Below are 22,791 nucleotides of genomic sequence, written 5' to 3' on the forward strand. Positions count from 1 at the left end.
TCTAAAGTTAAGATTTAGTTCTTAACTAGAACTCCATGCTAAGTTAGCACATCCACAGTTTCCATTGCGCTAATTAGGATAGGCGTTGGAGAATGTTTTTGAAATAGTGAAGGCATTCCGCCAAAACCGTTTAACACCCATTCATTAGTTTCAGGAGAAAATGTGAATTTATCTGCAGTATTAGTTTCTGTCCAGATTTTTTTTATACGAATAAAATTATTTTCATCAACCCATTTTTTAATCCAATCTGGATCTGTACCCTTGCCTTTAGAAGCTAATGCTAATTCGTCGTCATCATCGTCATTTTCATCTTTTAAAAATACGCCCTCTATTTCAATAGGAATATTAACGTCATAATTATAAAAATCCGATGTGTTTGCCTTTTGAGCAGAGTTAATAAAAAATTCATACGCACGCAAAAAGGAAGATTTACCAACATTGTTTAGCCCTATTAGGAAAATAATATTTGAGGATGAAAAATCAATTATATTATTTTCTCCCTTTAATCCTCGGAAATTTTTAATGATAAGTTTTTGTAGTTTCATAAATGGTCAGTTAGTTTTAATTCCGAAATTATAACTTTACAGCTCTACAATGTAGAGTAAAACTACCTGATTTGCTTAAATTGGGATTATAATCTGACTATTTAAGGTTAATTTATCAACAGTAAAAATGTCTACTAAATTGTCAACTAGAAAGAAAAAAGCCTGTAAACAAAGAGTTTACAGGCTTTTTTGTGGAGTCGCCGGGAATCGAACCCGGGTCCAAACAAGCAACTAAAGAGCTTTCTACACGCTTATTTCCTGATTAGATTTTCGATGTTAAGCTAGGCCAGAAACAGCCACCGAACACTTATCTTCTTAAGTTTCGAAACCCACCCGAAGCTCATGGATTTCTAGGTTTATTTTTACGGTTCCCCTTGACGGAACGCCACAAACCAAGGCTTTCCAGGAGAATCCAGCTTCTCTACCTTGTAGAGACGTGGCGCAATCTTACTATGATTCGGATTATGCAGCTAAAGCGTAATTATTTTCGCCGTGTAAAAGTTTGAGATCTTATATTTACGAGCAAGGTCTCAATGCTCGACGTGCTTACTGTTCAATTCGACTTGCTGTCAAAACCAGTCGACCCCAAAAATGAGTCTGCAAATTTAGAGTATTTGAAATTACTTTCTACTAAAATTTTCAGAAAAATTCGAAAGTCAAAAGTCGAAAGACGTAAAGTTTTTAAAGTATTTGACTTTAAGACTTTTGACTTTCGAATTTATGACTATTTTATTCTTCGTCTTTAAAATTAAAAGGATAATCCCCAAAAATTGGAGCTAATTTACGAACGGCATAAGTGTTTCTTGTCATTTTGTTAGACAACGCAATAATAGTCACATTCTCTTTCATTAAAGTAATGTAAGATGAGGTATTGCCATGCCACCAGCCATTATGGAAATAATAGTTTTGACCCGTTTCCCAATTAATCATTCTAATTCCCAAACCGTAATTTTTAGTTCCTTTACGCTCGTTGCTGTAACCCGTGTAAACTTGTTTTAATAATTCAGGTTTCAAGAAATCAGGAGATTGTCTGGCGCGGTCAAATTTTAAAAGATCTCTGACTGTCGAAAAAACATTTTTATCTCCGTAAACATTGTCCAGATAATCAAAACCAATTTCTACACCATTTCCTTTATATGATGGAACAATCGTTTTTCTGTCTTTGTCATCGTCAAAAACATACGTATGCGTCATCCCTAAAGGTTTAAAAATCATTTGAGACATTGCTTCTTTATATTTCAAGCCGGTAATTTTTTCAATGATGAGTGCCAGCATTGCATAATTAGTATTGCAATAGCTGAAACGAGTTCCGGTTTTAGATTCTAAACCAATATCTTTAGTTGCCAAAAGATTTAAAATGTCCTTATTGGTCAACTGATTATGTCTGTCCCAAACCGATTTATCGTGATCTGTAAAATAAGCATAATTACGCATTCCGGTGCGATGGCTTAAAAGCATTCTAATTGTGCAGTCTTCGTATGGAAACGTTTTTAAAATTGTATTTACTTTTTGGTCTAAATCTATTTTACCCGCATTCACCAATTTTAAAATGGCTGTTGCCGTTAATACTTTACTTACAGAGGCAATTTGCACAGGAGTTTCGGCAGTTATTTTAGTTCCTTCATTTTTATTGGCAAAACCATTGTATTTTTCATAAATAATCTGACCATTTCGGGCAACTAAAAAGCTTCCGTTCATGCTGTTGTTGGGCCAGTTTTTATAATAAAAATGATTTATTCTGCCAATTACTGAATTTTTATAAGCCTGAGAAATTTTCTTTTCAGGACCTAACGGCTTCATTTTAGGTAATGTATCTTCGACTGTAGGAGTAGTAGCTGTTTTTGTTTTATTGTCATTACCACAAGAGCTTAAAACTAATACTGAGAAAAGTATTTGTGGTATCTTTGTTTTTTTAAGGAAAATCATTTGCATCGTTCTTTAAAAACAAATATATCGAATTCAATTTTGTTGTATTCTCAGTTTTTGATGGTTTAAAAACGTCTTTTTAACATAATTTTAAGAACTGTTTTTTTTATTTCTTTGTTTTTCAGCTACTAACGGTTTTTAAACATTCTAAATAGTAAATTAGAAACAAAAATTTAACTATATTTGTTATATTTGAAACAAATACGATGTAAAAAGTTATATTATTAAATGCTTTAAATTTATTTAAATGAAATTTGGAATCATAAAAGAAAGAAAAAACCCACCAGACAGAAGAGTTGTTTTTTCTCCAAATGAGCTGACAAAACTAAAACAAGTTTATCATGATGCTTCTGTTGAAGTAGAAAGTTCAGATATTAGAGTTTTTTCTGATGCAGAATATAAAAATATGGGAATAACCGTTACAGAAGATGTTTCTGATTGTGATGTTCTTTTTGGTGTAAAAGAAGTTCCTGTTGACAATTTAATTCCAAACAAAGCATATTTCTTTTTTTCTCATACGATAAAAAAGCAGCCACATAACAGGAAATTACTTCAGGCGATTTTAGAAAAAAAAATTGATTTATACGATCATGAAACTATTGTAGATTCGCTGGATCGTCGATTAATTGGTTTTGGCAAATATGCCGGAATGGTTGGCGTATATAACGGAATCCGTGCTTTCGGAATTAAATTCGAATTATTTAAACTTCCAAAAGCAGAAACCCTTTCAGGAAAAGAAGCTTTGATTATGCATTTAAAACGCATTACAATGCCGGCTTTAAAATTTGTCATTACCGGAACAGGAAAGGTTGGGAGCGGGGCAAAAGAAATTTTGGATGCTATTAAAATAAAAGAAATCACGGTAGACAATTATCTGACTAAAAAATATGCGCAGGCAGTTTATGTTCAGTTAGATGTTTTAGAATATAACAAACGTATTGATGGTCAGGTTTTAGATTTTAATGATTTTGTCGAAAATCCTGAAGCTTATACTTCTGATTTTGAAAAATTCACGAAAGTTTCAGATATCTATTTTGCAGGTCATTTTTATGCAAGTAATGCTCCAATGATTTTGACCAGAGAAATGTTAAACGCAAGCGACTGTAAATTAAAAGTGGTAGCAGATATTTCCTGCGATGTAAACGGGCCAATTGCAAGTACGCTTCGTTCTTCGACAATTGCTGAACCTATTTATGGTTATTTTCCTTTAGAAGATAAAGAAGTAGATGTTTTTCATCCGGCGGCAGTTGTGGTTATGGCGGTTGATAATCTTCCATGTGAAATCCCAAAAGATGCCAGCGAAGGTTTTGGAGAACAATTTATGGAACATGTAATCCCGGCTTTTTTCAATGGAGATAAAGATGGAATTTTAAAACGCGCAAAAATCACCGAAAAAGGAAAACTTACAGAAAGATTCAGCTATTTACAAGATTATGTAGACGGTAAATAATTGTGAATTGTTAATTATAAATTGTTAATTAATTAAAAGAGCTTTCTAAATTTAGAAAGCTCTTTTTTTATTATAGTCGGTCAAATAATTTATAATTCACCATTAACAATTCACCATTAAATTAAACCATTTCTTCGGGTTTTACCCAAGCGTCAAAATCTTCAGCAGAAACGTAGCCTAAACGAACTGCTTCTTCTTTTAGCGTCGTCCCGTTTTTGTGAGCGGTTTGAGCAATTTCGGCAGCTTTGTAATAACCAATTTTTGTGTTTAAAGCGGTTACAAGCATCAGAGAATTATCTACCAATTCTTTAATACGTTTATGATTTGGTTCGATTCCTTGTGCGCAATGTTCGTCAAAAGAAACACAAGCATCTCCAAGCAAACGTGCCGATTGAAGAAAGTTTGCAGCCATAACAGGCTTAAAAACATTCAATTCATAATGTCCCTGCATTCCGCCAACTGCGATTGCCATATCGTTTCCAATAACCTGAGCGCAAACCATTGTTAAAGCTTCACATTGTGTCGGATTTACTTTTCCGGGCATAATAGAAGATCCCGGTTCATTTTCCGGAATATGAATTTCTCCAATTCCTGAACGTGGGCCAGAAGCTAACATTCTAACATCATTGGCAATTTTATTTAAGGAAACAGCCAATTGTTTTAAAGCACCGTGAGTTTCAACAATGGCGTCGTGCGCAGCCAAAGCTTCAAATTTGTTTTCGGCAGTAATAAAAGGATGTTTGGTAAATTGAGCGATATATTCGGCAACTTTTACGTCGTAACCTTTTGGAGTATTTAATCCTGTTCCAACTGCAGTTCCTCCCAAAGCAATTTCAGATAAATGAGCTAAGGTGTTTTTAAGCGCTTTTAATCCAAAAGCTAATTGCGCTGCGTAACCTGAAATTTCTTGTCCAAGAGTTAAAGGCGTTGCGTCCATTAAATGCGTACGGCCAATTTTTACAACATCCTTAAATTCATTTGCTTTTTTTACCAAAGTTGCGTGCAGTTTTTCAACTCCCGGAATTGTGGTTTCAACCACCATTTTGTAAGCTGCAATATGCATTCCGGTTGGGAAAGTATCATTTGATGATTGAGATTTATTTACATCATCATTTGCTTTTATAAATTGTTCGCCTTCGCCAATTTCAAAACCTTTTAAAACTTGGGCGCGGTTAGCAATTACTTCATTTACGTTCATGTTACTTTGTGTTCCTGAACCTGTCTGCCAAATTACAAGTGGAAATTGATCATCTAATTTTCCTTCCAGAATTTCGTCACAAACGGCAGCGATTGCGTCTCTTTTTTCTATTGGTAAAACTCCCAGATCAAAGTTGGCGTAAGCAGCCGCTTTTTTTAGATAAGCAAATCCTTCGATGATTTCCTGCGGCATCGAAGCGGAGTTTCCAATTTTGAAATTATTTCTTGAACGTTCTGTTTGAGCACCCCAATATTTATCGGCTGGGACCTGAACTTCGCCCATGGTGTCTTTTTCTATTCTGTATTTCATTTTGTGTAAATATGTTGTTTGTAATATTGTATTTTGTTTGGGTAAATGGAACGCTGATAACGCTGATTTACTTCGTAAAGACGCGGATTGAAACGGATTTTTTATTTTGGTGTTTAAGATTTCTTTTGAATACGGATTCTAGCCCCGATAGTAGCGGAAATCCTTTTATGTTTTTTCTTTAAAAACATAAAAGATTGCAGCGGATAGCGGGAAATAGCTCCTGAAAATACTCATGTTCTTCTAGTTTAGATAGTTGAATAATTTATCGAAAAGAAAGCTTATTTAAAATGAGTATAAATATACGGATAAATGTTATTTCACGAAAATTGATTTAGATTTTATTGCTGAGGAAAAATATATAGCCTACATTTGTGGTAACATTCAAAAATTCCGGAAAACATGTTTGAATTTTCACAGTACTTAGGCTTTTTACTTTTCTTAACCATACTAACTATAGGGTTTTGGTTAATGTTTTTCTTGGTTGGTTTCGTATCTTATTGGGTTACGGGAGCTAGCTGGGAAATGTTCAAAGAAAAGAGAGCTAAAAAAAGACAAGAAGAACAATCAATTTAATTTGAATTGATTTCATAAAAGGATTCGTGAAAACGAGTCCTTTTTTATGCTAAAAACTAAAATAAAATTTCAATAAAAAAATCCCAAATTCCAATGAGAATCAATCAATTAGAATTTGGGATTTTTAGTATTTGGAATTTATCCAGTGAAGTTGGAATTTGGGATTTTTTAATATTGGAATTTAACTTATGTTATCCAGGGAAATCTCCACCGCCATCACCGCCGCCATCATTTTTAGGCTGTGCGTTTCTGTCTCTATCACTTTTTGGTTTGTTGAAACGATATGTAAATGATAAATTGAACTGACGTTTACGGAACTGCATTTCGCTATACGATTTTTGACTTTCACGAGTGACATCATTTTGAAGATAGGTGTCAGACTTCATGATACGTGAGTTGAAAATATCGCTAATATTGAATGCAATTGTTGCTTTGTCTTTTAAGACATCTTTACTAAATGCCGTATTCATACCAAACTGACCTAAGTTTTTACCCTGAGCCGTTTTTTGTTCGCCATTGTAAACAGCACTTAACTGCCAGTCTATTTTGTATGGCAACGTTAATTTTGAGTTGATTCTGGCAAACCATGTATTAGCTTGATTATCCAGATCTTGTACAACTGTATTTCCTTTAGTGTCTATATAAGTATTTTCACCGGTAGTTTTTACATTGTAAAAGTTGAAGTTACTGTTGATTCTCCATACTTTGAATGGTGTATAATTAAGAGTAAACTCAAAACCAAATTTTTGCTCTCTTCCTAAGTTAATTGGACGGCTTAAAATAACCGGAATTCCATCAACTGGATTATCCGGTGTAGGAGTTACAACATCACCATCAGGAGTTACAACGTCACCTGTAGGGGTTCTCACAAAACTGAAAACGTCTTTTGTGTTTTCAAAATATGCCGAAGTATTAAAGGTTAATTTTTCCCAGCGTTTGATGTATCCAATATCGTATTTGTCTGTCAAAGATGGATCTAAGTCCGGATTCCCCTGAAAAATATTAACATTACTCGAATAATTTGTCGCAGGATTCATGAAACGTCCTCTAGGTCTTGATAAACGCTTACTGTAACTTGCTGTGAAGTTACTTTGATCTGAAATTTCGTAACTAATAAAAGCACTTGGAAACAAGTTGTTATATTTTTTAGTGTTGAAATCGTTACTATCTAATAGATTTACCTGAATATTAGTGTCTTCCCAACGTAATCCAAATAAATAAGAGAACTTATTAACTTTGAAACCGTATTGCGTGTAAATTGCGTTTATGTTTTCCTTGTATTCTAAAGTATTTGATAATTTTGGATCTGGGTTACCCTGATTGTCGGTTATTACATATTCGTTGTTCAAATCACCAAAACTTCCTTTATATCCGGCTTCAAACTGGCTTCCTTTACCTAATGGTAATACATAATCTGCTTGTAATTGTACTTGTTTCTGAACCTGATCGTTCAAGGTATTATTGAAATTTGGAGATGCTGTAATAGTACTATTACTATCGTCTGTATTTCTTGAAATCGATAAATCGGCAGTAAGTTTATGTCCTTTATCGTTGAAATTTTTGATTAAGTTTGAGGTATATTCTACGTTTTCACTTCCGGTAACACCATCATTTAAACGGTATGAATTACCAGTAAAATCATGCGCTGCGCCAAAATTACTATAAGTGATATAGTCTCTTGTGTCACCAGAACTCTTTTGATAATTAATGGCATTTGTCCAGAATGTGTTTGGAGCAACTGTCCATTCTATACCAGCTCTTCCGTTAAATCCGTCAGAAGTTCTTTTAGTATCACGATCTTCATCAAGAAATCCTTTTGGAGTTCCGTCAGCATTTAAATATTCTGTATTAGTTAAACCTGCACCTTCACTTGTTCTGCGGTTGTAACCAAGAGTGGTGAAATAGTTTAATTTCTCTGTTTTGTAATTTAAATTTCCGCTTAAACCATACGTTTCAGGAAGTCCTGTCGAAGCAATAAAAGTTCCATTTAAGCCCTGATTTTTTCCTTTTTTAAGAATAATATTGATGATTCCTGATCCACCTTCGGCATCATAACGTGCTGATGGATTGGTAATAACTTCTACTTTATCAATGGCATCTGCAGGAAGCTGACGTAAAGCTTCTGCAACATTTATAGCGTTTGAAGGTCTTCTGTCAATTAAAATTCGGATATTGTCACTTCCTCTTAAACTTACATTTCCTTCGGTATCAACAGAAACAGATGGGACATTATCTAAAACGTCGCTTACAGTTCCTCCTTTTACCATCATGTCCTGACCAACATTATAAACTTTTTTATCCAGTTTAATTTCTACAGATGATTTTTCGGCACGAACCACAACTTCGTTTAATTGTGCAGCATCTTCAGATAAATTTACAACACCTAAATTGGTGTCTTCCTGGATACTTTTTTGTTTAATTTCAGTCGATTTAAACGAAATGAATTCTACTTTTATATCGTAAGTTCCCGGAGCAACAGCTACTTCAAATTCACCTTTAGGATTGGTTATCCCGCCGGCAATAACTTTTGTGTCATTTGGTGCCATAATCGAAATTGTAGCATACTCAAGCGGCTGCTTGCTTACTTTTTCGAAAACTTTTCCGGTAACTTTTACTTTATTTCTTGCTTGTGGTCCTTGTTGCGCATAGTTGTAAAAGCCTGTAAAAAGCATCACGAGCATTACAACAAAATTGATTTGTTTCATTTTTTTCTGGTTTCTTTTCTTCTTAGACAGCAAATGTACCTTTTGGTTTAAAAAGCAAGATCACAAAAAAATGTTAATTGATTATTTTATAATCAGTCTAAAAAAGAGGCAACTTTGTCTAAATCCCTTCCAATAATAGCTTTTCCGTCCTTTACAACAATAGGTCTTTCAATTAAAATTAGGTTATCTGCCATTGCCTGAATAATTTGGTCATCGCTCAAATCTTTTCCTTTGTAGTTTTCAATCCAGATTTTTTCTTTGGTTCGAACCAATTCATTGGGCTGAATATTTAATTCTTTAAGAAGTTTTTTTAGGTCCTCAAAACTCGGAGTATCTGTTAAATAAGGAATTATCTCATATTCTTGTTTGGTATCTTCAATAAAAGCCAAACAGCTTCTTGATTTTCCACAGCGTGGATTATGGTAAATTTGTATCATTTTCTTATATTTAAAGTCTGCTAGAATAAAATCTCTCAAAAAGAGTTCTATTTAGTACAACAAAAATAGGATTTCCTATTTAAATCGAATTCTCATTTCAAAAATTTTAAATATATGTTTTTAGAGCAAGGAGTTAAACCTGAAAATCATTTTTGGAAATATCTTTTAGGATCTGTTTTTATTATCACAGCTTCATTTGTAGGTCAAATTCCTTTTTCTATTGCAGTTCTTTATAAAAGTTTTAAAGAGCACGCCGCTTTCCCGACCGATAATGATTCGGCTTTAAAAATGTTTGAGCCCAATCTTACCTTATTTTTAGTAATGCTTTCATTTGTTTTTGCTTTTGCAGGAATATATTTTGTGATAAAATATATGCACCATCAAACACTTTTATCGGTAACAACGGGAAGAAAAAAAGTAGACTGGAACAGGATTTTATTTTCTTTCCTTCTTTGGGCAATATTTTCTGTAATCAGCTTTTTGGTACTTTATTTTCAATCTCCGGAAAAATTTGTCTGGAATTTTAAATTAGTTCCTTTTTTGATTTTAGTGGTTGTAGGAACAATTTTAATTCCCATTCAAACCAGTACAGAAGAATATGTTTTTAGAGGATATTTAATGCAGGGCTTTGCTAATCTGGCCAAAAACAGATGGTTTCCATTAATGATGACTTCACTGATATTTGGTTCCATGCACATTCTTAATCCCGAAGTGACCAAGATGGGATATATTATCATGGTTTATTATATAGGAACAGGTTTATTTCTCGGGGTTATAACTTTAATGGATGACGGAATGGAACTGGCTTTGGGCTTTCATGCTGCAAATAATCTTATTGGGGCTTTATTGGTAACTTCAGATTGGTCGGTTTTTCAAACGCATTCTATTTTTAAAGATATGTCAGATCCTTCTGCTGGGGCAGATGTTATTTTGCCGGTTGTGATTGTGTATCCTATTTTGCTTTTTATTTTTAGTAAAAAGTATAAATGGACGAATTGGAAAGAGAAATTAACGGGTAAAATCGATGAATCAAATAATGAGGTTTCAGAATTTTTAAATTTAAACTAACAGGATCATGCCAAACTTAACACATAAAAATGTACATAATTATTTTAAACTTGATGGATACCATCTAAACGCTGCAGATTTATGCCGCATTGGATATAGTTTTATCAAAGAAGGCGATGTTTACGAACGCGCCATTGGAGAATTTTTTCTGGATTGGTTTGATCACAAGGATTATATCGAAATGACCACTTCTGGAACTACCGGACTTCCTAAGTTAGTTAGATTAGAAAAACAAGCTATGATTCAGTCGGCATTAGCAACGGGAGATTTCTTTGGCTTAGAACCGGGAAATAAAGCTTTGCTTTGTCTGCCAACTCAGTTTATTGCGGGTAAAATGATGCTGGTTCGCAGTTTGATTTTAGGATTAGAACTGGATGTTGTAGTTCCAAGTACAGAACCTTTGGCTTATAATAATAAAAAATACGATTTTGCTGCGATGGTTCCTTTACAGGTTCAAAATTCGCTTGAAAAATTAAGTAATATAAAAAAGTTAATTATTGGCGGAGCAAAAACAGACAGCGACCTTATAGAGAAACTTCTGCCTTTTAAAACAGAGATTTACGAAACGTACGGAATGACCGAAACGATAACGCATATTGCAGCTAAAAGAGTAGGAGAAACCGCTTTTACAATTTTACCAAATGTAAAAATTGAAAAAGACGATCGCGGCTGTCTGGTAATTTATGTTTCCTCTATTTCTGAAGAGCCAATTGTTACTAATGATTTAGTTGATTTAGTAAATGAAAATCAGTTTGTATTTTTGGGAAGAATCGATAATGTAATTAATAGTGGAGGAGTGAAACTGATTCCAGAGCAGATTGAAGCGAAGTTAATCGGCAGAATTAGTAATCGTTTTTTTGTAACGGGTGTTCCCGATACTGTTTTAGGTGAAAAACTAATTTTAGTTATAGAAGGTGAAAAATATGATTTCTCTGCTGACTTTTTTGATGTTTTAGGAAAATTTGAAAGACCAAAAGAAATTGTTTTTGTTCCGAAATTTAAGGAAAACGAAAACGGAAAGTTATTGCGTAAGTCGAGTTTAAGATAGATTAGGAAATTCCAATATTTTAAATTCCAAATTCCAATTTTTATATTGGGATTTGGGATTTTTTTTGTGGAATGTTAAGTCCCTACGGGACAAATGTTGACGGCGTCTTTCTATGTTTTTACCGATATTTAATCTCTACGAGATATTCTAAAAGAGTGTGGAGTATTTTAAGGTATTACATTCTTAAGAGAAACTATATTAGGAATAGGGGTATATAAAAAAATAAGCAACAGAAAAAAAATATTCTATGAGAAAAAAACTCCGTTAGGAGTTACATGTCGGTAGAAAAATAAAGACGACCCATAAAAATGTCCCGTAGGGACTAAACAAATTATGGCAGTAAAATATCCCAAAATAAAAATTCCAAATTCCAATTTTTATGTTGGAATTTGGAATTTAAGATATTAGAATTTAAAATATTAAATTTTTATTTTGTTTTACGCTCTAATAAAGCCATATAAAATCCATCAAAACCAGATTCTGAAGCCAGTATTTTACGATCCTGAATAAACGTAAATTCTTTTCCGATCTCTGTTTTTAAGAATTTCTCTACTTGTTCCTGATTTTCTGATGGTAAAACAGAACAAGTTGCGTAAACTAATTTCCCTCCTGGTTTTACAATTTTAGAATAACTTTCTAAAACCTCGCTTTGAACTTTACGAATGTTATCGATAAATTCAGGCTGTAATTTCCATTTAGAATCCGGGTTTCTTTTTAAAACTCCTAAACCGCTGCAAGGTGCGTCAATTAAAACACGATCTGCTTTTTCATGCAGTTTTTTGATCACTTTTGTAGTGTCAATAATGCGGTATTCAATATTAAAAGCACCATTTCTTTTGGCTCTTAATTTCAATTGTTTTAGTTTGCTTTCGTACAAATCCATTGCAATCAATTGCCCTTTGTTTTCCATTAAAGAAGCAATATGCAATGTTTTTCCACCCGCTCCGGCGCACGTATCAACAACACGCATTCCAGGTTTAACATCAAGGAAACCGGCAACTAATTGTGAGTTAGCATCCTGAACCTCAAAAAGTCCTTGTTTAAAAGCATCTGTTAAAAATACGTTTGCTCTTTCTTTTAAAACTAAAGCCTCAGGCTGATCTTTTAAATATTCAGTTTCAATATTTAAATCCATCAAGGTGTTTCTCAGGTTTTCTTTAGTTCCTTTAAGGGTATTGGTTCTTAAAATAACTTTAGCAGGCTGGTTTTGAGCAGCAATTTCTTTTGCCCATACTTTTTCGCCAAGTTCTTTAACGCCTAATTCGTCCATCCAGTCTGGGATAGATTCTTTTAAAGCTCTAACTTTTGAAAGTTCGTCAAAACGTCCTTTTATTTTTCTTTCAGGAGTTCCTTCTAATTGTCTCCAATCCGGAATAGGATATCCTCTTAAAACTGCCCAAACCGCAAACATTCTCCATAAATTGTCTCTGTCGAAAGGTTCTTTTACTTCTGCAATTTCTGCATATAAACGTTTCCAGCGAACAATTTCATATATCGTTTCAGCAACAAACTTCCTGTCAGAACTTCCCCAACGTTTGTCTTTTTTTAATGCTCTTGCTACCACTTTATCTGCATATTCTCCTTCATTGAAAATTGCGTTCAAAGAGTCGATGGTAGTATAAACTAAATTTCTGTGTAATCTCATTTTAATTATTTGAGTTGCAAAGGTACTATTAATTGATTGAAAGTTAAATTTTTAATTATGATTGTTATTTAGCTTTCCTTTTTAAAAGAGAAAAACACTCTGATAAAGTTTTAAAAGAGTGTTTTTCTGAAGAGATTTCTGCAAGCAGATTATTCTTTTGCAGTTATTCTTGTCAATCCGATATTTTCCGGAGCGTGAAGCACCATCGGGAATTTTTCTACTTTTACCGAGCTGCTGTCTAATCCAAAAGCTCTTTCTTCAGATAAACTCAGTTTCTTAATAAAGAAATAAGAGTTCATGATAATATTTTCGTGCCATCTTAAATCATTGTCATTTGATAAGAATTTCTCAGACAATACAAATTTAAAGTCACCAATAATATTGTTTTTGTTTAATGATTCGTAACGGCTGGTGATATCAACTTCTCCGCGTTTTACCATGTCACGAATTACTTCTCTAAACATTAAATTGATTTTTGTAGGCTCTCTAAATCCTAAGTTAAAATCGATTCTGTAAATATCGTCTTTCGCGATTTCGGTAACTTTATATTGTGTTTTATAAGGTTCAGTCAAAATATTTACGTGTACAAACCAGTAAATATCAGCTCTTTTTGGACGTTTTTGTAAAATCGAATAAATTACTTTTTCCTCCAGCTCATCAACACGGTTCGCGTTTGTCATATAAACTAGGTGTGTTGCGTATTTTGGAATCGATAAGTCTTGGCTTAATTCTACTAATACTTTTTTATAATCCTCAATTTTGATGATTTTAGTATAGCTTTTGTTGATTTTCTTAGCTAAATACCAAATTGTCATTATCGAAATAAGAAGTGTTGCAATGATTAAAGTTACATAACCTCCTTCGGCAAATTTTGTAATGTTCGCGATCAGGAAACTAAATTCGATCAATAAATAAATTGTGATAAGCGGAACCATGAAATACAATTTCACACGCTTCATAATTAAATAATAATTCAGCAAAATGGTTGTCATAATCATACATAAAATGATCGCTAAACCATATGCATGTTCCATATTTCCTGATTTTTCGAAGTGTAATACAATTCCAACACAACCAAAAAACAATAACCAGTTGATTGACGGAATATACAATTGTCCTTTAACTTCTGTAGGGTATTTGATTTTTACTTTCGGCCAGAAATTCAAACGCATTGCTTCATTTATCAAAGTAAATGATCCGCTGATAAGTGCCTGAGATGCAATTACGGCAGCTAAAGTTGCCACTACAATTCCAAATGGTAAAAACCAATGTGGCATAATCAGATAAAACGGATTCCCATTTTCTCCTCCTAATTGCTGTAATGTACTTCCTTCATGATGAATTAAATAAGCAGCCTGACCAAAGTAATTTAATACTAAAGTAGTTTTTACAAATATCCAGCTGATTCTAATGTTTTTTCTACCGCAGTGTCCCATATCTGAGTACAAAGCTTCGGCTCCTGTTGTACATAAAAATACAAATCCAAGAACAAAAAAGCCGTCAGGATGAACAGAAAGTAAATGGTAAGCATAATAAGGATTTATAGCTTTAATAACTTCCGGGAAATGGATAATTTGTATAAAACCAAGAGTTCCAAGCATAGCAAACCAAATCAGCATCATTGGTGCGAAAAACTTACCAACTAACTTAGTTCCAAACTGTTGTATGGTAAATAAGATGAAAAGAATAGTGATTACAATAGAAATAATGGTCTTTGTTTCCATTGTAGGGTAGAATGCCCTAATACCTTCAACTGCAGACGAAATCGAGATGGGCGGTGTTATAATACCATCGGCAAGCAAGGCACTTCCTCCAATAATGGCGGGCACAATGAGCCACTGAATTTTTGTCTTTTTGACTAAAGCATATAATGCGAAAATTCCACCTTCACCATGATTATCGGCACTTAAAGTAATTAGTACGTACTTTATTGTAGTTTGTAAAGTAAGAGTCCAAAAAACACAGGAAATACCTCCCAGTACAATATCAGCATTTATGGTATGATCGCCAAGAATAGCTTTCATTACATACAAAGGAGACGTTCCAATGTCTCCATAAATAATCCCCAATGTTATCAATAAACCCCCTATAGACAACTTACTATGTAAGTTTTTATGCGATGCGCTCATGTATATTTTTAATAAAAGACGGTTGCAAATTTACTCTTTTAAAACAAATTAGCCGCTATTATAATTAAAAAGATAAAAAAAAGCACAATCCCCAAATTGTGCTTTTAATTTTTGATATAAATTGAGATATTCTTAACCTCTTCTTCCGCCGCCTCTAGAGCTTGAACTGCTTTCTCTCTGCGGTTGGCTGCCTCTTGATTCCTGACTCATTCTTGGTGATTCAGAACGTTGTGGAGCACTTTGCGGTCTTGAAGCATTTGAATTGCTTTGAGAGCTTGATCTGTTTTCGTAGCTTCTTGGAGCTTCAGTTCTTTGAACAGGAGCAGATTGAGTTTGAGCTGGTCTGCTTGCTCTGTTTTCAGAATAGCTTCTACTAGGCGCTTCATTTGTTTGTGAAGAAGTTCTGTTAGAATAATTTCTATTTTCTGAGTTTCCTCTTGGAGCAGTTGCTGTTGAGTTGTTTCTGTTATAATCAGCTCTTGGCTCTGTTCTCGGAATATTATCAGTTCTTACAGGAGTATTTACAGTCCCGGCATTATCTCTGTTGGCTGCTGCACGATTTGTGTAACTTCTGTCAGAATTATTTCTGCTGTTGTTGTAATCTCTGTTTGTATTTCTATTTTCAGTAGAAGTTACTCTTCCTGTGTTTGATCTGTTAGAACCATAATTGTTTTGAGATCTGTTAGCTTCTCTGCTTGCAACTCTTCTTTGATCTAAATCATATCTATTGCTTACATTAGCATGTCTCTGAGCAAAACTATTGTTTGGTCTCATTCTTTCATAACCATAAGTACGTCTTGATTCGTAAAGAACCGGAGCTCTGTAACTTCTTCTTGTAGTTACATAATTGTAATTGTTGTGAACATTAATACATACATTTACATTATTTCTGTATCTGTATACAGGGTAAGGTCTCCACGCAGCATAATAAGTTGGGTAGTAACCCCAATACCAGGTAGAGTAGTATGGTCTGTAATTAGTAACCCAAAATGAAGTATAAATTACCGGAGCTACACTATAAACCGGCTCATAAATATAGTTGTCACCATATAAATAAGTATTACCTACAACCTGAACGCTTACTTTATTATAATTATCTCTTTCAACATCAATCGTAGCCACATCCTGATAAACATCGCGATCTAAAACGGCCTGAATAATTACAACGTGAGTTCTGTCTTCTACAGATTCAATTACACGTAAATAATCAACCTCGTCATCGCCATTTAGGTCAAGGTTTGATATTTGATATTTAGGATCATTTAATCTTCTTTCAAAATCCTGAAGATTAGCAGATTCTCCAAACATTGAAGCAACTGCTCTTAAATCTAAATTATCACTTATATCTGAGTTTTTTGCGTAAACAGTAGTTTGGTTTTGTGCCGCACATGAACCAAAAACTAATGCTACAACCGCTATTAAAAGTAATTTCGTTTTCATGACTAAATCATATTAAATTATTTGTGATAGTAGATATCCAATTACTGTGCCACAAATTAATGTTAGAGGTTTTTGGTTTGTAAATAGCACGTTTGTAGTTTGTTATGTTTTTGTTGAATTGTAATTGGATTTTGATTGAACAAAAAATACAGGAAATTATTATTTTCTGAAAATAAACAAAACATATTTGAGATGTTAGAAATAATTGTATTTTAGCATTGAACAAATCTTAATTTTTATGAAAAAACTAATTTTATTTTTTGGTGTTTTTATTTTATTAATGTCTTTTAGAACGCTTAATATCAGCAGTAAAAAAGCTTATAATAGTGGTTTTATATCAGTAAAAATCGATACATTATTTCAGGATAAAATTAGCATACGAGCAATCTTAATTGATAAAGATAAAGTTTGGTATGGAGGAGATAACTCACGTTTTGGTTATTACGATTTAACTAAAAAAGAAAAATTTGAAGAACATATTTATCGTGATACGTTAAAATTAGAGTTTAGAAGTATTGCACAAAACTCAAAAAACATCTTTTTGTTAAGTGTTTCTAATCCGGCTTTGCTTTATTCAGTTTCTAAAAAAGACCATAAAGTTAAGTTAGTGTATAAAGAAGTTAACGCAAAGGTTTTTTATGACAGTATGCAGTTTTGGAATGATAAAGAAGGAATTGCTATTGGAGATCCTACAGAAGATACTTTTTCTGTAATTGTAACTCGTGACGGAGGAGAAACGTGGACAAAATTATTGTCTGATAAATTGCCTACAAATGCAACCGGAGAAGCCGCTTTTGCAGCAAGTAATACTAATATAGTTGTAAAAGGAGATGATACCTGGCTGGTTTCTGGTGGAAAAAAGGCTCGTGTATTTTATTCTCCAGATAAAGCAAAAACATGGAAAGTTGTAGAAACTCCTATTGTTCAGGGAAAAGCTATGACAGGTATTTACACCGCCGATTTTTATGATTCAAAACATGGTTTTATTGCAGGCGGTGATTATGATCTTCCAAATAAAAAAACAGGCAATAAAGCTTTTACCAAAGATGGCGGAAAAACATGGGAATTAATTGGTCAGGATCTAGGGTTTGGATATGCTTCGTGCATACAATATGTTCCGGGTGGAAATGGTAAAGAAATTATCTGTGTTGGTTCTGAAGGAATTCAATATTCTCAAAACGGAGGCGAAAACTGGACACAATTGTCTACAGATTCTAAACTTTTTACCATTCGTTTCGTTAACAGAAATACTGCAATTGCTGCAGGTTATAACAAAGTAGTTCGTTTAAACTTTAAATAAAAAACAAGAACCCTAAATAATAAAGTAAGTATTATTATATAGGGTTCTTATCACTGTTGTTTCTTTAAAGGAATTTATTTTCCTGCTTTATCCCGATATTGTTTTAATAATTTTCGGTTAAAATCATCTTCAGATTTTTTAAGCTTTAATATTTTTTTTGCCGGCAATACCTTTTTTATATTTGTCATAAACTTTTCACGTAAAAGATATAATTCTTTATCCGTGCATTCAATTTGAGATAATAGCGTAGTAGCTTCTTTTTCTGAAATTGAATTTATATTGTCATCGTCCAGTTTTTTCAGGTACGTTTTCATTTTATCATGACGCAATTCAAATTGTTTGTCATCATATGCATTGTAAATTGGCCAAAATTTCTCTGCTTCTGTTGGTGTAAGCTCCAATTCTGTAGTCAAAAACGAAACTTTAAAAGCTTTAATTTTTTCACGTTTTTCATCTGTTTTATCATTTTGGGCATAAAATGAAAAAGTAACTAAAAACAGAAGTAATGCTAATATATTTTTGATTTTCATATTTGTATAATTTTGTTTTTATTCAGAAATTAAATTTTCAATATTAGGATTTGTAGCCAAAATATCCTCTAATGTCTCTTCTTCAAGGGCTACATTCTTATTTAGTTTGTCAATATCTTTAGTATCTAATTCTTTAATTAAATCGTATTGATTTAAGTTTGACTGATAAGCCAGATAGGTTTCTAATGTTGCTTCGTCAAGTTCTTTTGATGCTTTATAATAGTGATTAGCAGTTGGGATCAAAAAGGCAATAAAAATTGCGGCCGCAGCAGCTATCGAAATAACTTTTTTGCGTTTATAAAGAGGAATTACTTTTACTTCTCTTTCATTAATCTGTTCTAAAACTTTTGCCGAAAGGGTATCAAAATAATGATCCGGAGTTTTAAATCCTGATTTTACTTTCGGTTCGTTTTCTAATTTAAATTCTTTCATAATGTCTGTAAGATAAGATTAGCTATAAAAGGTTTAATTTGTTGTAACATATAATTCTATTTTTTTTACCGCATGATGGTAAGATGCCTTTAATGCACCAACGGATGTGCCAAGAATTTCTGCGATTTCTTCGTACTTTAATTCCTGAAAATATTTCATTTTAAAAACCAGCTGCTGTTTTTCCGGCAGTGTAACGATTGCTTTTTGAAGTTTGATCTGGATTTCATCTCCATCAAAATAAACATCTGCTTTTAGATTGTCGATCGTTTTATTTTGTAAATCTTCAGAAGTTATAACTTTTAATTTTGCTTTTTGATTTAAAAAAGTCAAAGCTTCGTTTGTTGCGATTCGATACATCCAGGAAAAGAGTTTGCTTTCTCCCTTAAAGTTTTTTAAGTACTGAAATACCTTTACGAAAGTATTCTGCAAAACATCGTCTGCATCATCATGATTCAAAACAATATTTCGAATATGAGCATACAGCGGTCTTTGATAATCAGATATAAGTTTTTGAAACGCTGTGTTTTGCGTTTTAGGATCTAATAATTGTTGTATAAATTCCTTTTCGTCGATCAAACTTCTTGATTTATCAATCCTTATATTAACTTAGAATGAATTTTAAGCAAAAGGTTTAATCCAACCTTAAAAAAAATTAAAATTCAGAGTCTTCTTCTGTTTTTGCAGGAGTTGTTGTTGCGGGTGCTGCAGGTTTTGGTGTAACTGGTTTTTGAACTGCAGGTTTTTGCGTTGCTGGTTTCTGTACTGCTGGTTTTGGTACAGTTGTCGCAGGTGTAGTTGTTCCTGAAGCGTCAGTTTCTGTTTCAGCCTGATAATCTGGTGATGTAACAGTTGTTGGTGCAGAAGCAGGAACTACTTTTGGTTTAATTGGGAAATAAATTTCTGTAACTAATTTAGAAGGGCTTTTTACGTCTAATTTGCTTACAGACAGAATTTCAAGATGCGACCATCCTAATTCTGGGATAATTTTTTGATTGTTGATATAAGCTGTTGTTTTTGCAATAGCTTCAGTTGTATGCGTATAATCTCCTTTTAAAGTGGTCTTAACAGCGTCAAAACCATTTAATTTTCCTGATAAAATATCGCTTCCGGAACTAATAGAAATCTCTTTATTAATTGGTAAACAAATGGAGATTTTTGCTAATCCTTTTGCAGTATCATAAGTGTGATAAATAATAAAAGGTTTTCCGTTTGCGCTTAAATCATTGGTTTCGCTAAAATGAATCAGTTTCGGAATTACAATTCTCGCATTTTTATTAATCTTAGAAATTTCGCTTGTAAATGTCTGCTTGATATATGGCGTTTCGGTTTTTTTAACCACTCCATCTACTTTTACGGCGTAAGTTTTGGTTTCGTAATCCAGGTTTTTGTCAATGTTTACAAGACTTTTTTCGTAAATAGTTCCAATAACTTTATCTGAACCGCCATTTAATGCTGCATATATTTTAAACAAAAAGCTCATTGTTCCTTTTGCTTTCCAGGTCACTTTTGTTTTTCCTGCAAGAGTATCTTTAAAAGTCCATGTTACATCAGCTTCTGTGCCGTCATATTTCATTTTTTGCTCAATACTTTCTCCGTCCTTTGTTTTTAGTGTAATGGCATTTCCGGCTTCTTCTTCGCTGGACCATGAAAATGAACCTCCGTTTCCGGAAGTTTTATTTGGGAAAGTAAATTTTAAAGACGGATCTTCAACTGCCCAAGATTCAAAATCTTCGTAGTTTCTAAAGTCATTTACATAATTATATACAGTAGCTTTTGGCGAATTGATTACTTTGCTTCTTTCAACAGAAAAAATCCCTTTTTGGGTAGCAACAAAAACGGTAAGAGCAACTAAACTTAATAAAAGTAAAAGAAATAAATATTTTAGAATCTTCATTGGTGCAGGTTTTTCGTAAAGTTATAAATTTTCTTGGGAGTCTAAACTAATAACTAAAAATAATAGATTGTATTATCTTTTTAAAAAGATTTTGATAACAAATAAAAGGGCAATAAAAAGAAGAAATACAAGTAATACTTTATAATTTCCTTTATAAAAAACTTTGTGAAGTGCAAGATCTTTGCGGTAAGCGAAAATCATTACGATTACAAATGCAATAAAAAAACAGAGTCCGAATATTAATTGTCCTTGACTAAACATACTTAAAAATAATTTTTGACAAATTTAGAGAATTGTATACGATTTGTTGCTAATTTGCCGACTCATTTAATAGAATAAAAACATGAAAAAACAACTAGACGCAGTTACTGAATTTCATACTGCTTTTAAAATAGGTCACAGCCAGACTCCAATTGCTGATTTGGGAGAAACTAAAAAACTGCTTCGTTATAATTTAATGAAAGAAGAAAACGAGGAATATCTTGAAGCGGTACAAAATAATGACTTAGTCGAAATTGCTGATGCTCTTGGTGATATGATGTATATTTTATGCGGAACTATTATTGAGCACGGTTTGCAGGATAAAATCGAAGCTGTTTTTGATGAAATCCAACGCAGTAATATGAGTAAACTTGGCGAAGACGGAAAACCAATTTATCGCGAAGACGGAAAAGTAATGAAAGGTCCGAATTACTTTAAACCAGATTTTTCAAAGTTGTTATAAAAATAAAATTCTGTGTGCAAATGTTTTAACACATAGAGACATAGTTTTTTGGTGCTTATAAAAAAGGCGTTTCACTTGCATTAATGCACATAGCTATGTGTGAGAAACGTGTTTCTTTTTGTATTCTTTAATTAAACACATTAAATCTATGTTTCTATGTGTTTAGATATAAGTAATAGAGATATAATAAAAAACCCGACAACGAAATGCTGTCGGGTTTTTGTTTTTATTCTGATTTTGGATTATTGAACTTTAACTGTCCATCCATAAGTATCTTCCGAAAGTTTATTTTGAAGACTTGTTAGTTTTTCTTTTAAGAAAGAAGCGTATGAGTTCTCGATTGGCGTTAATTCAAAATACTCATCTTTATACGAGAATCCTTTGATAACACTGATAACTGCAGCAGTTCCGGCTCCGAAGATTTCTTTTAAAGATCCGTTTTTAGCCGCTTCAACTAATTCTGAAACGATTACCGGACGAACTTCAACATTTAATCCTTCTTTTTCAGCCATTGCAATTAAACTTTTTCTGGTAATACCATCTAAAATTCTTTCGCTTGTTGGAGCTGTTAATAAAGTATCGTTGATTCTGAAGAAAACGTTCATTGTTCCGGCTTCTTCCAGTTTTGTATGCGTTGCATCATCAGTCCAGATAACTTGTTGGAAACCTTCTTTGTTTGCTAAGTTAGTTGGGTAAAACTGTGCAGCATAGTTTCCGGCAGCTTTTGCCGCACCAATTCCTCCATTTGCAGCTCTACTATAATGTTCAGCAATAATTACTTTTACTTCACCTCCATAATAAGATTTTGCAGGAGAAAGTAAAATCATGAATTTATATTCGTCAGATGGATTTGCAATAACCCCAGGGCCAGTAGCAATCATAAAAGGACGGATATACATACTTGCACCGTTTCCTCTTTGAATCCATTCCTGGTCGATTTTCAATAATTCATTTAAACCTTCTAAAAATATATCTTCTGGAACTTCAGGCATAGCCATACGTACAGCAGAATTGTTGAAACGCTTGTAGTTTTCATCAGGTCTAAACAACCAAACATCATTATTTTCATCTTTATAAGCTTTCATTCCTTCAAAAATCGCTTGTCCATAATGAAAGACTTTTGAAGAAGGATCCATTAAAATCGGTGCATAAGGCTTAATGACCGGAGTCTGCCATTGTCCGTTTTTGTAATCACATTCAAATAAATGGTCTGTAAATACAGCACCAAAGCTTAAGTTTTCAAAGTCTACAGAACTTATCTTAGACGAAGTAGCTTTTCTGATTTCAATTTTGCTTGTTTGAGTTGTACTCATAATTATGTAAAGTTTTTATCTAATTTGTATTCTTAACAGATGAAAATATAACGTAATGATCTGATGAAGAATAGGTTTTCTTAAATGCAAAATTACGGAAAAATATATAATTTACTTGGTAAAAC

At 33.1% G+C, this 22,791-nt stretch carries 18 protein-coding genes and 1 other RNA gene; 5 read left to right on the forward strand and 14 right to left on the reverse strand.

What is annotated here, in order from left to right; translation table 11 throughout:
- Positions 1 to 38: 38 nt before the first annotated feature.
- From ACODSB_RS11690 to ACODSB_RS11700, 3 genes are all read right to left on the reverse strand, one after another.
- Positions 39 to 545, reverse strand: coding sequence for an AAA family ATPase (locus ACODSB_RS11690; protein ID WP_488937175.1), 507 nt, complete (start codon positions 543 to 545; stop codon positions 39 to 41).
- Between the two features lie 189 nt (positions 546 to 734).
- Positions 735 to 1,132: a transfer-messenger RNA gene (gene ssrA / locus ACODSB_RS11695) on the reverse strand.
- 142 nt (positions 1,133 to 1,274) lie between these two features.
- Complete coding sequence (locus ACODSB_RS11700; protein WP_053471814.1) at positions 1,275 to 2,477, reverse strand: serine hydrolase domain-containing protein; 1,203 nt, start codon at positions 2,475 to 2,477, stop codon at positions 1,275 to 1,277.
- 241 nt (positions 2,478 to 2,718) lie between these two features.
- Here ACODSB_RS11700 and ACODSB_RS11705 point away from each other — a divergent pair, with 241 nt between their 5' ends.
- The gene (locus tag ACODSB_RS11705) at positions 2,719 to 3,921 is read left to right on the forward strand and encodes an NAD(P)-dependent oxidoreductase (RefSeq protein WP_488937176.1); all 1,203 of its coding nucleotides are present in this window, start codon (positions 2,719 to 2,721) and stop codon (positions 3,919 to 3,921) included.
- Positions 3,922 to 4,042: 121 nt separating this feature from the next.
- On the opposite strand, the gene fumC is transcribed toward ACODSB_RS11705, so the two are convergent.
- The 3 genes from fumC to arsC form a co-directional block, all read right to left on the reverse strand.
- Positions 4,043 to 5,428 carry a class II fumarate hydratase gene (fumC, locus tag ACODSB_RS11710; protein WP_488937177.1) on the reverse strand — a complete coding sequence of 462 codons (1,386 nt, stop codon included), beginning with the start codon at positions 5,426 to 5,428 and terminating at the stop codon, positions 4,043 to 4,045.
- A gap of 764 nt (positions 5,429 to 6,192) precedes the next feature.
- Positions 6,193 to 8,706 carry a TonB-dependent receptor gene (locus ACODSB_RS11715; protein WP_488937178.1) on the reverse strand — a complete coding sequence of 838 codons (2,514 nt, stop codon included), beginning with the start codon at positions 8,704 to 8,706 and terminating at the stop codon, positions 6,193 to 6,195.
- Positions 8,707 to 8,798: 92 nt separating this feature from the next.
- Positions 8,799 to 9,143, reverse strand: a complete 345-nt coding sequence (gene arsC, locus ACODSB_RS11720) for an arsenate reductase (glutaredoxin) (protein ID WP_488937179.1) — start codon at positions 9,141 to 9,143, stop codon at positions 8,799 to 8,801.
- Between the two features lie 114 nt (positions 9,144 to 9,257).
- Between arsC and ACODSB_RS11725 the strand changes: the two genes are divergently transcribed.
- Together ACODSB_RS11725 and ACODSB_RS11730 are read left to right on the forward strand one after the other, a co-directional pair.
- The gene (locus ACODSB_RS11725) at positions 9,258 to 10,211 is read left to right on the forward strand and encodes a CPBP family intramembrane glutamic endopeptidase (protein WP_488937180.1); all 954 of its coding nucleotides are present in this window, start codon (positions 9,258 to 9,260) and stop codon (positions 10,209 to 10,211) included.
- Positions 10,212 to 10,218: 7 nt separating this feature from the next.
- The gene (locus ACODSB_RS11730) at positions 10,219 to 11,259 is read left to right on the forward strand and encodes an AMP-binding protein (RefSeq protein ID WP_488937181.1); all 1,041 of its coding nucleotides are present in this window, start codon (positions 10,219 to 10,221) and stop codon (positions 11,257 to 11,259) included.
- A gap of 427 nt (positions 11,260 to 11,686) precedes the next feature.
- Here ACODSB_RS11730 and ACODSB_RS11735 read toward each other — a convergent pair whose 3' ends face one another.
- The 3 genes from ACODSB_RS11735 to ACODSB_RS11745 form a co-directional block, all read right to left on the reverse strand.
- The gene (locus ACODSB_RS11735) at positions 11,687 to 12,904 is read right to left on the reverse strand and encodes an RsmB/NOP family class I SAM-dependent RNA methyltransferase (RefSeq protein ID WP_488937182.1); all 1,218 of its coding nucleotides are present in this window, start codon (positions 12,902 to 12,904) and stop codon (positions 11,687 to 11,689) included.
- A gap of 149 nt (positions 12,905 to 13,053) precedes the next feature.
- Positions 13,054 to 15,033, reverse strand: a complete 1,980-nt coding sequence (locus ACODSB_RS11740; protein WP_053471806.1) for a KUP/HAK/KT family potassium transporter — start codon at positions 15,031 to 15,033, stop codon at positions 13,054 to 13,056.
- A 132-nt stretch (positions 15,034 to 15,165) separates the two neighbouring features.
- Positions 15,166 to 16,473, reverse strand: a complete 1,308-nt coding sequence (locus ACODSB_RS11745; protein ID WP_488937183.1) for a hypothetical protein — start codon at positions 16,471 to 16,473, stop codon at positions 15,166 to 15,168.
- A gap of 238 nt (positions 16,474 to 16,711) precedes the next feature.
- Between ACODSB_RS11745 and ACODSB_RS11750 the strand changes: the two genes are divergently transcribed.
- Positions 16,712 to 17,773: a WD40/YVTN/BNR-like repeat-containing protein gene (locus ACODSB_RS11750; protein WP_488937184.1), complete on the forward strand. Its 1,062-nt coding sequence runs from the start codon at positions 16,712 to 16,714 to the stop codon at positions 17,771 to 17,773.
- 74 nt (positions 17,774 to 17,847) lie between these two features.
- Here the strand turns inward: ACODSB_RS11750 and ACODSB_RS11755 are convergent, their stop codons facing one another.
- The 4 genes from ACODSB_RS11755 to ACODSB_RS11770 all read right to left on the reverse strand — a co-directional run bounded on the left by ACODSB_RS11755 (position 17,848) and on the right by ACODSB_RS11770 (position 20,629).
- Positions 17,848 to 18,303, reverse strand: a complete 456-nt coding sequence (locus ACODSB_RS11755; protein ID WP_053471803.1) for a hypothetical protein — start codon at positions 18,301 to 18,303, stop codon at positions 17,848 to 17,850.
- 18 nt (positions 18,304 to 18,321) lie between these two features.
- Entirely contained in the window at positions 18,322 to 18,735 is a 414-nt protein-coding gene (locus ACODSB_RS11760) for a hypothetical protein (protein WP_053471802.1), read from the reverse strand.
- Positions 18,736 to 18,768: 33 nt separating this feature from the next.
- Positions 18,769 to 19,311 (reverse strand): RNA polymerase sigma factor, encoded by a 543-nt coding sequence (locus ACODSB_RS11765; RefSeq protein ID WP_488937185.1) that lies wholly within the window; start codon positions 19,309 to 19,311, stop codon positions 18,769 to 18,771.
- A gap of 76 nt (positions 19,312 to 19,387) precedes the next feature.
- Entirely contained in the window at positions 19,388 to 20,629 is a 1,242-nt protein-coding gene (locus ACODSB_RS11770; protein ID WP_053471800.1) for an SRPBCC family protein, read from the reverse strand.
- Positions 20,630 to 20,972: 343 nt separating this feature from the next.
- Here ACODSB_RS11770 and ACODSB_RS11775 point away from each other — a divergent pair, with 343 nt between their 5' ends.
- Positions 20,973 to 21,353, forward strand: coding sequence for a pyrophosphohydrolase domain-containing protein (locus ACODSB_RS11775; protein ID WP_053471798.1), 381 nt, complete (start codon positions 20,973 to 20,975; stop codon positions 21,351 to 21,353).
- Positions 21,354 to 21,595: 242 nt separating this feature from the next.
- Here ACODSB_RS11775 and ACODSB_RS11780 read toward each other — a convergent pair whose 3' ends face one another.
- Entirely contained in the window at positions 21,596 to 22,666 is a 1,071-nt protein-coding gene (locus ACODSB_RS11780; RefSeq protein WP_180858237.1) for a branched-chain amino acid aminotransferase, read from the reverse strand.
- Between the last annotated feature and the right edge of the window lie 125 nt (positions 22,667 to 22,791).

This window comes from Flavobacterium sp. FG68, from assembly GCF_057808895.1.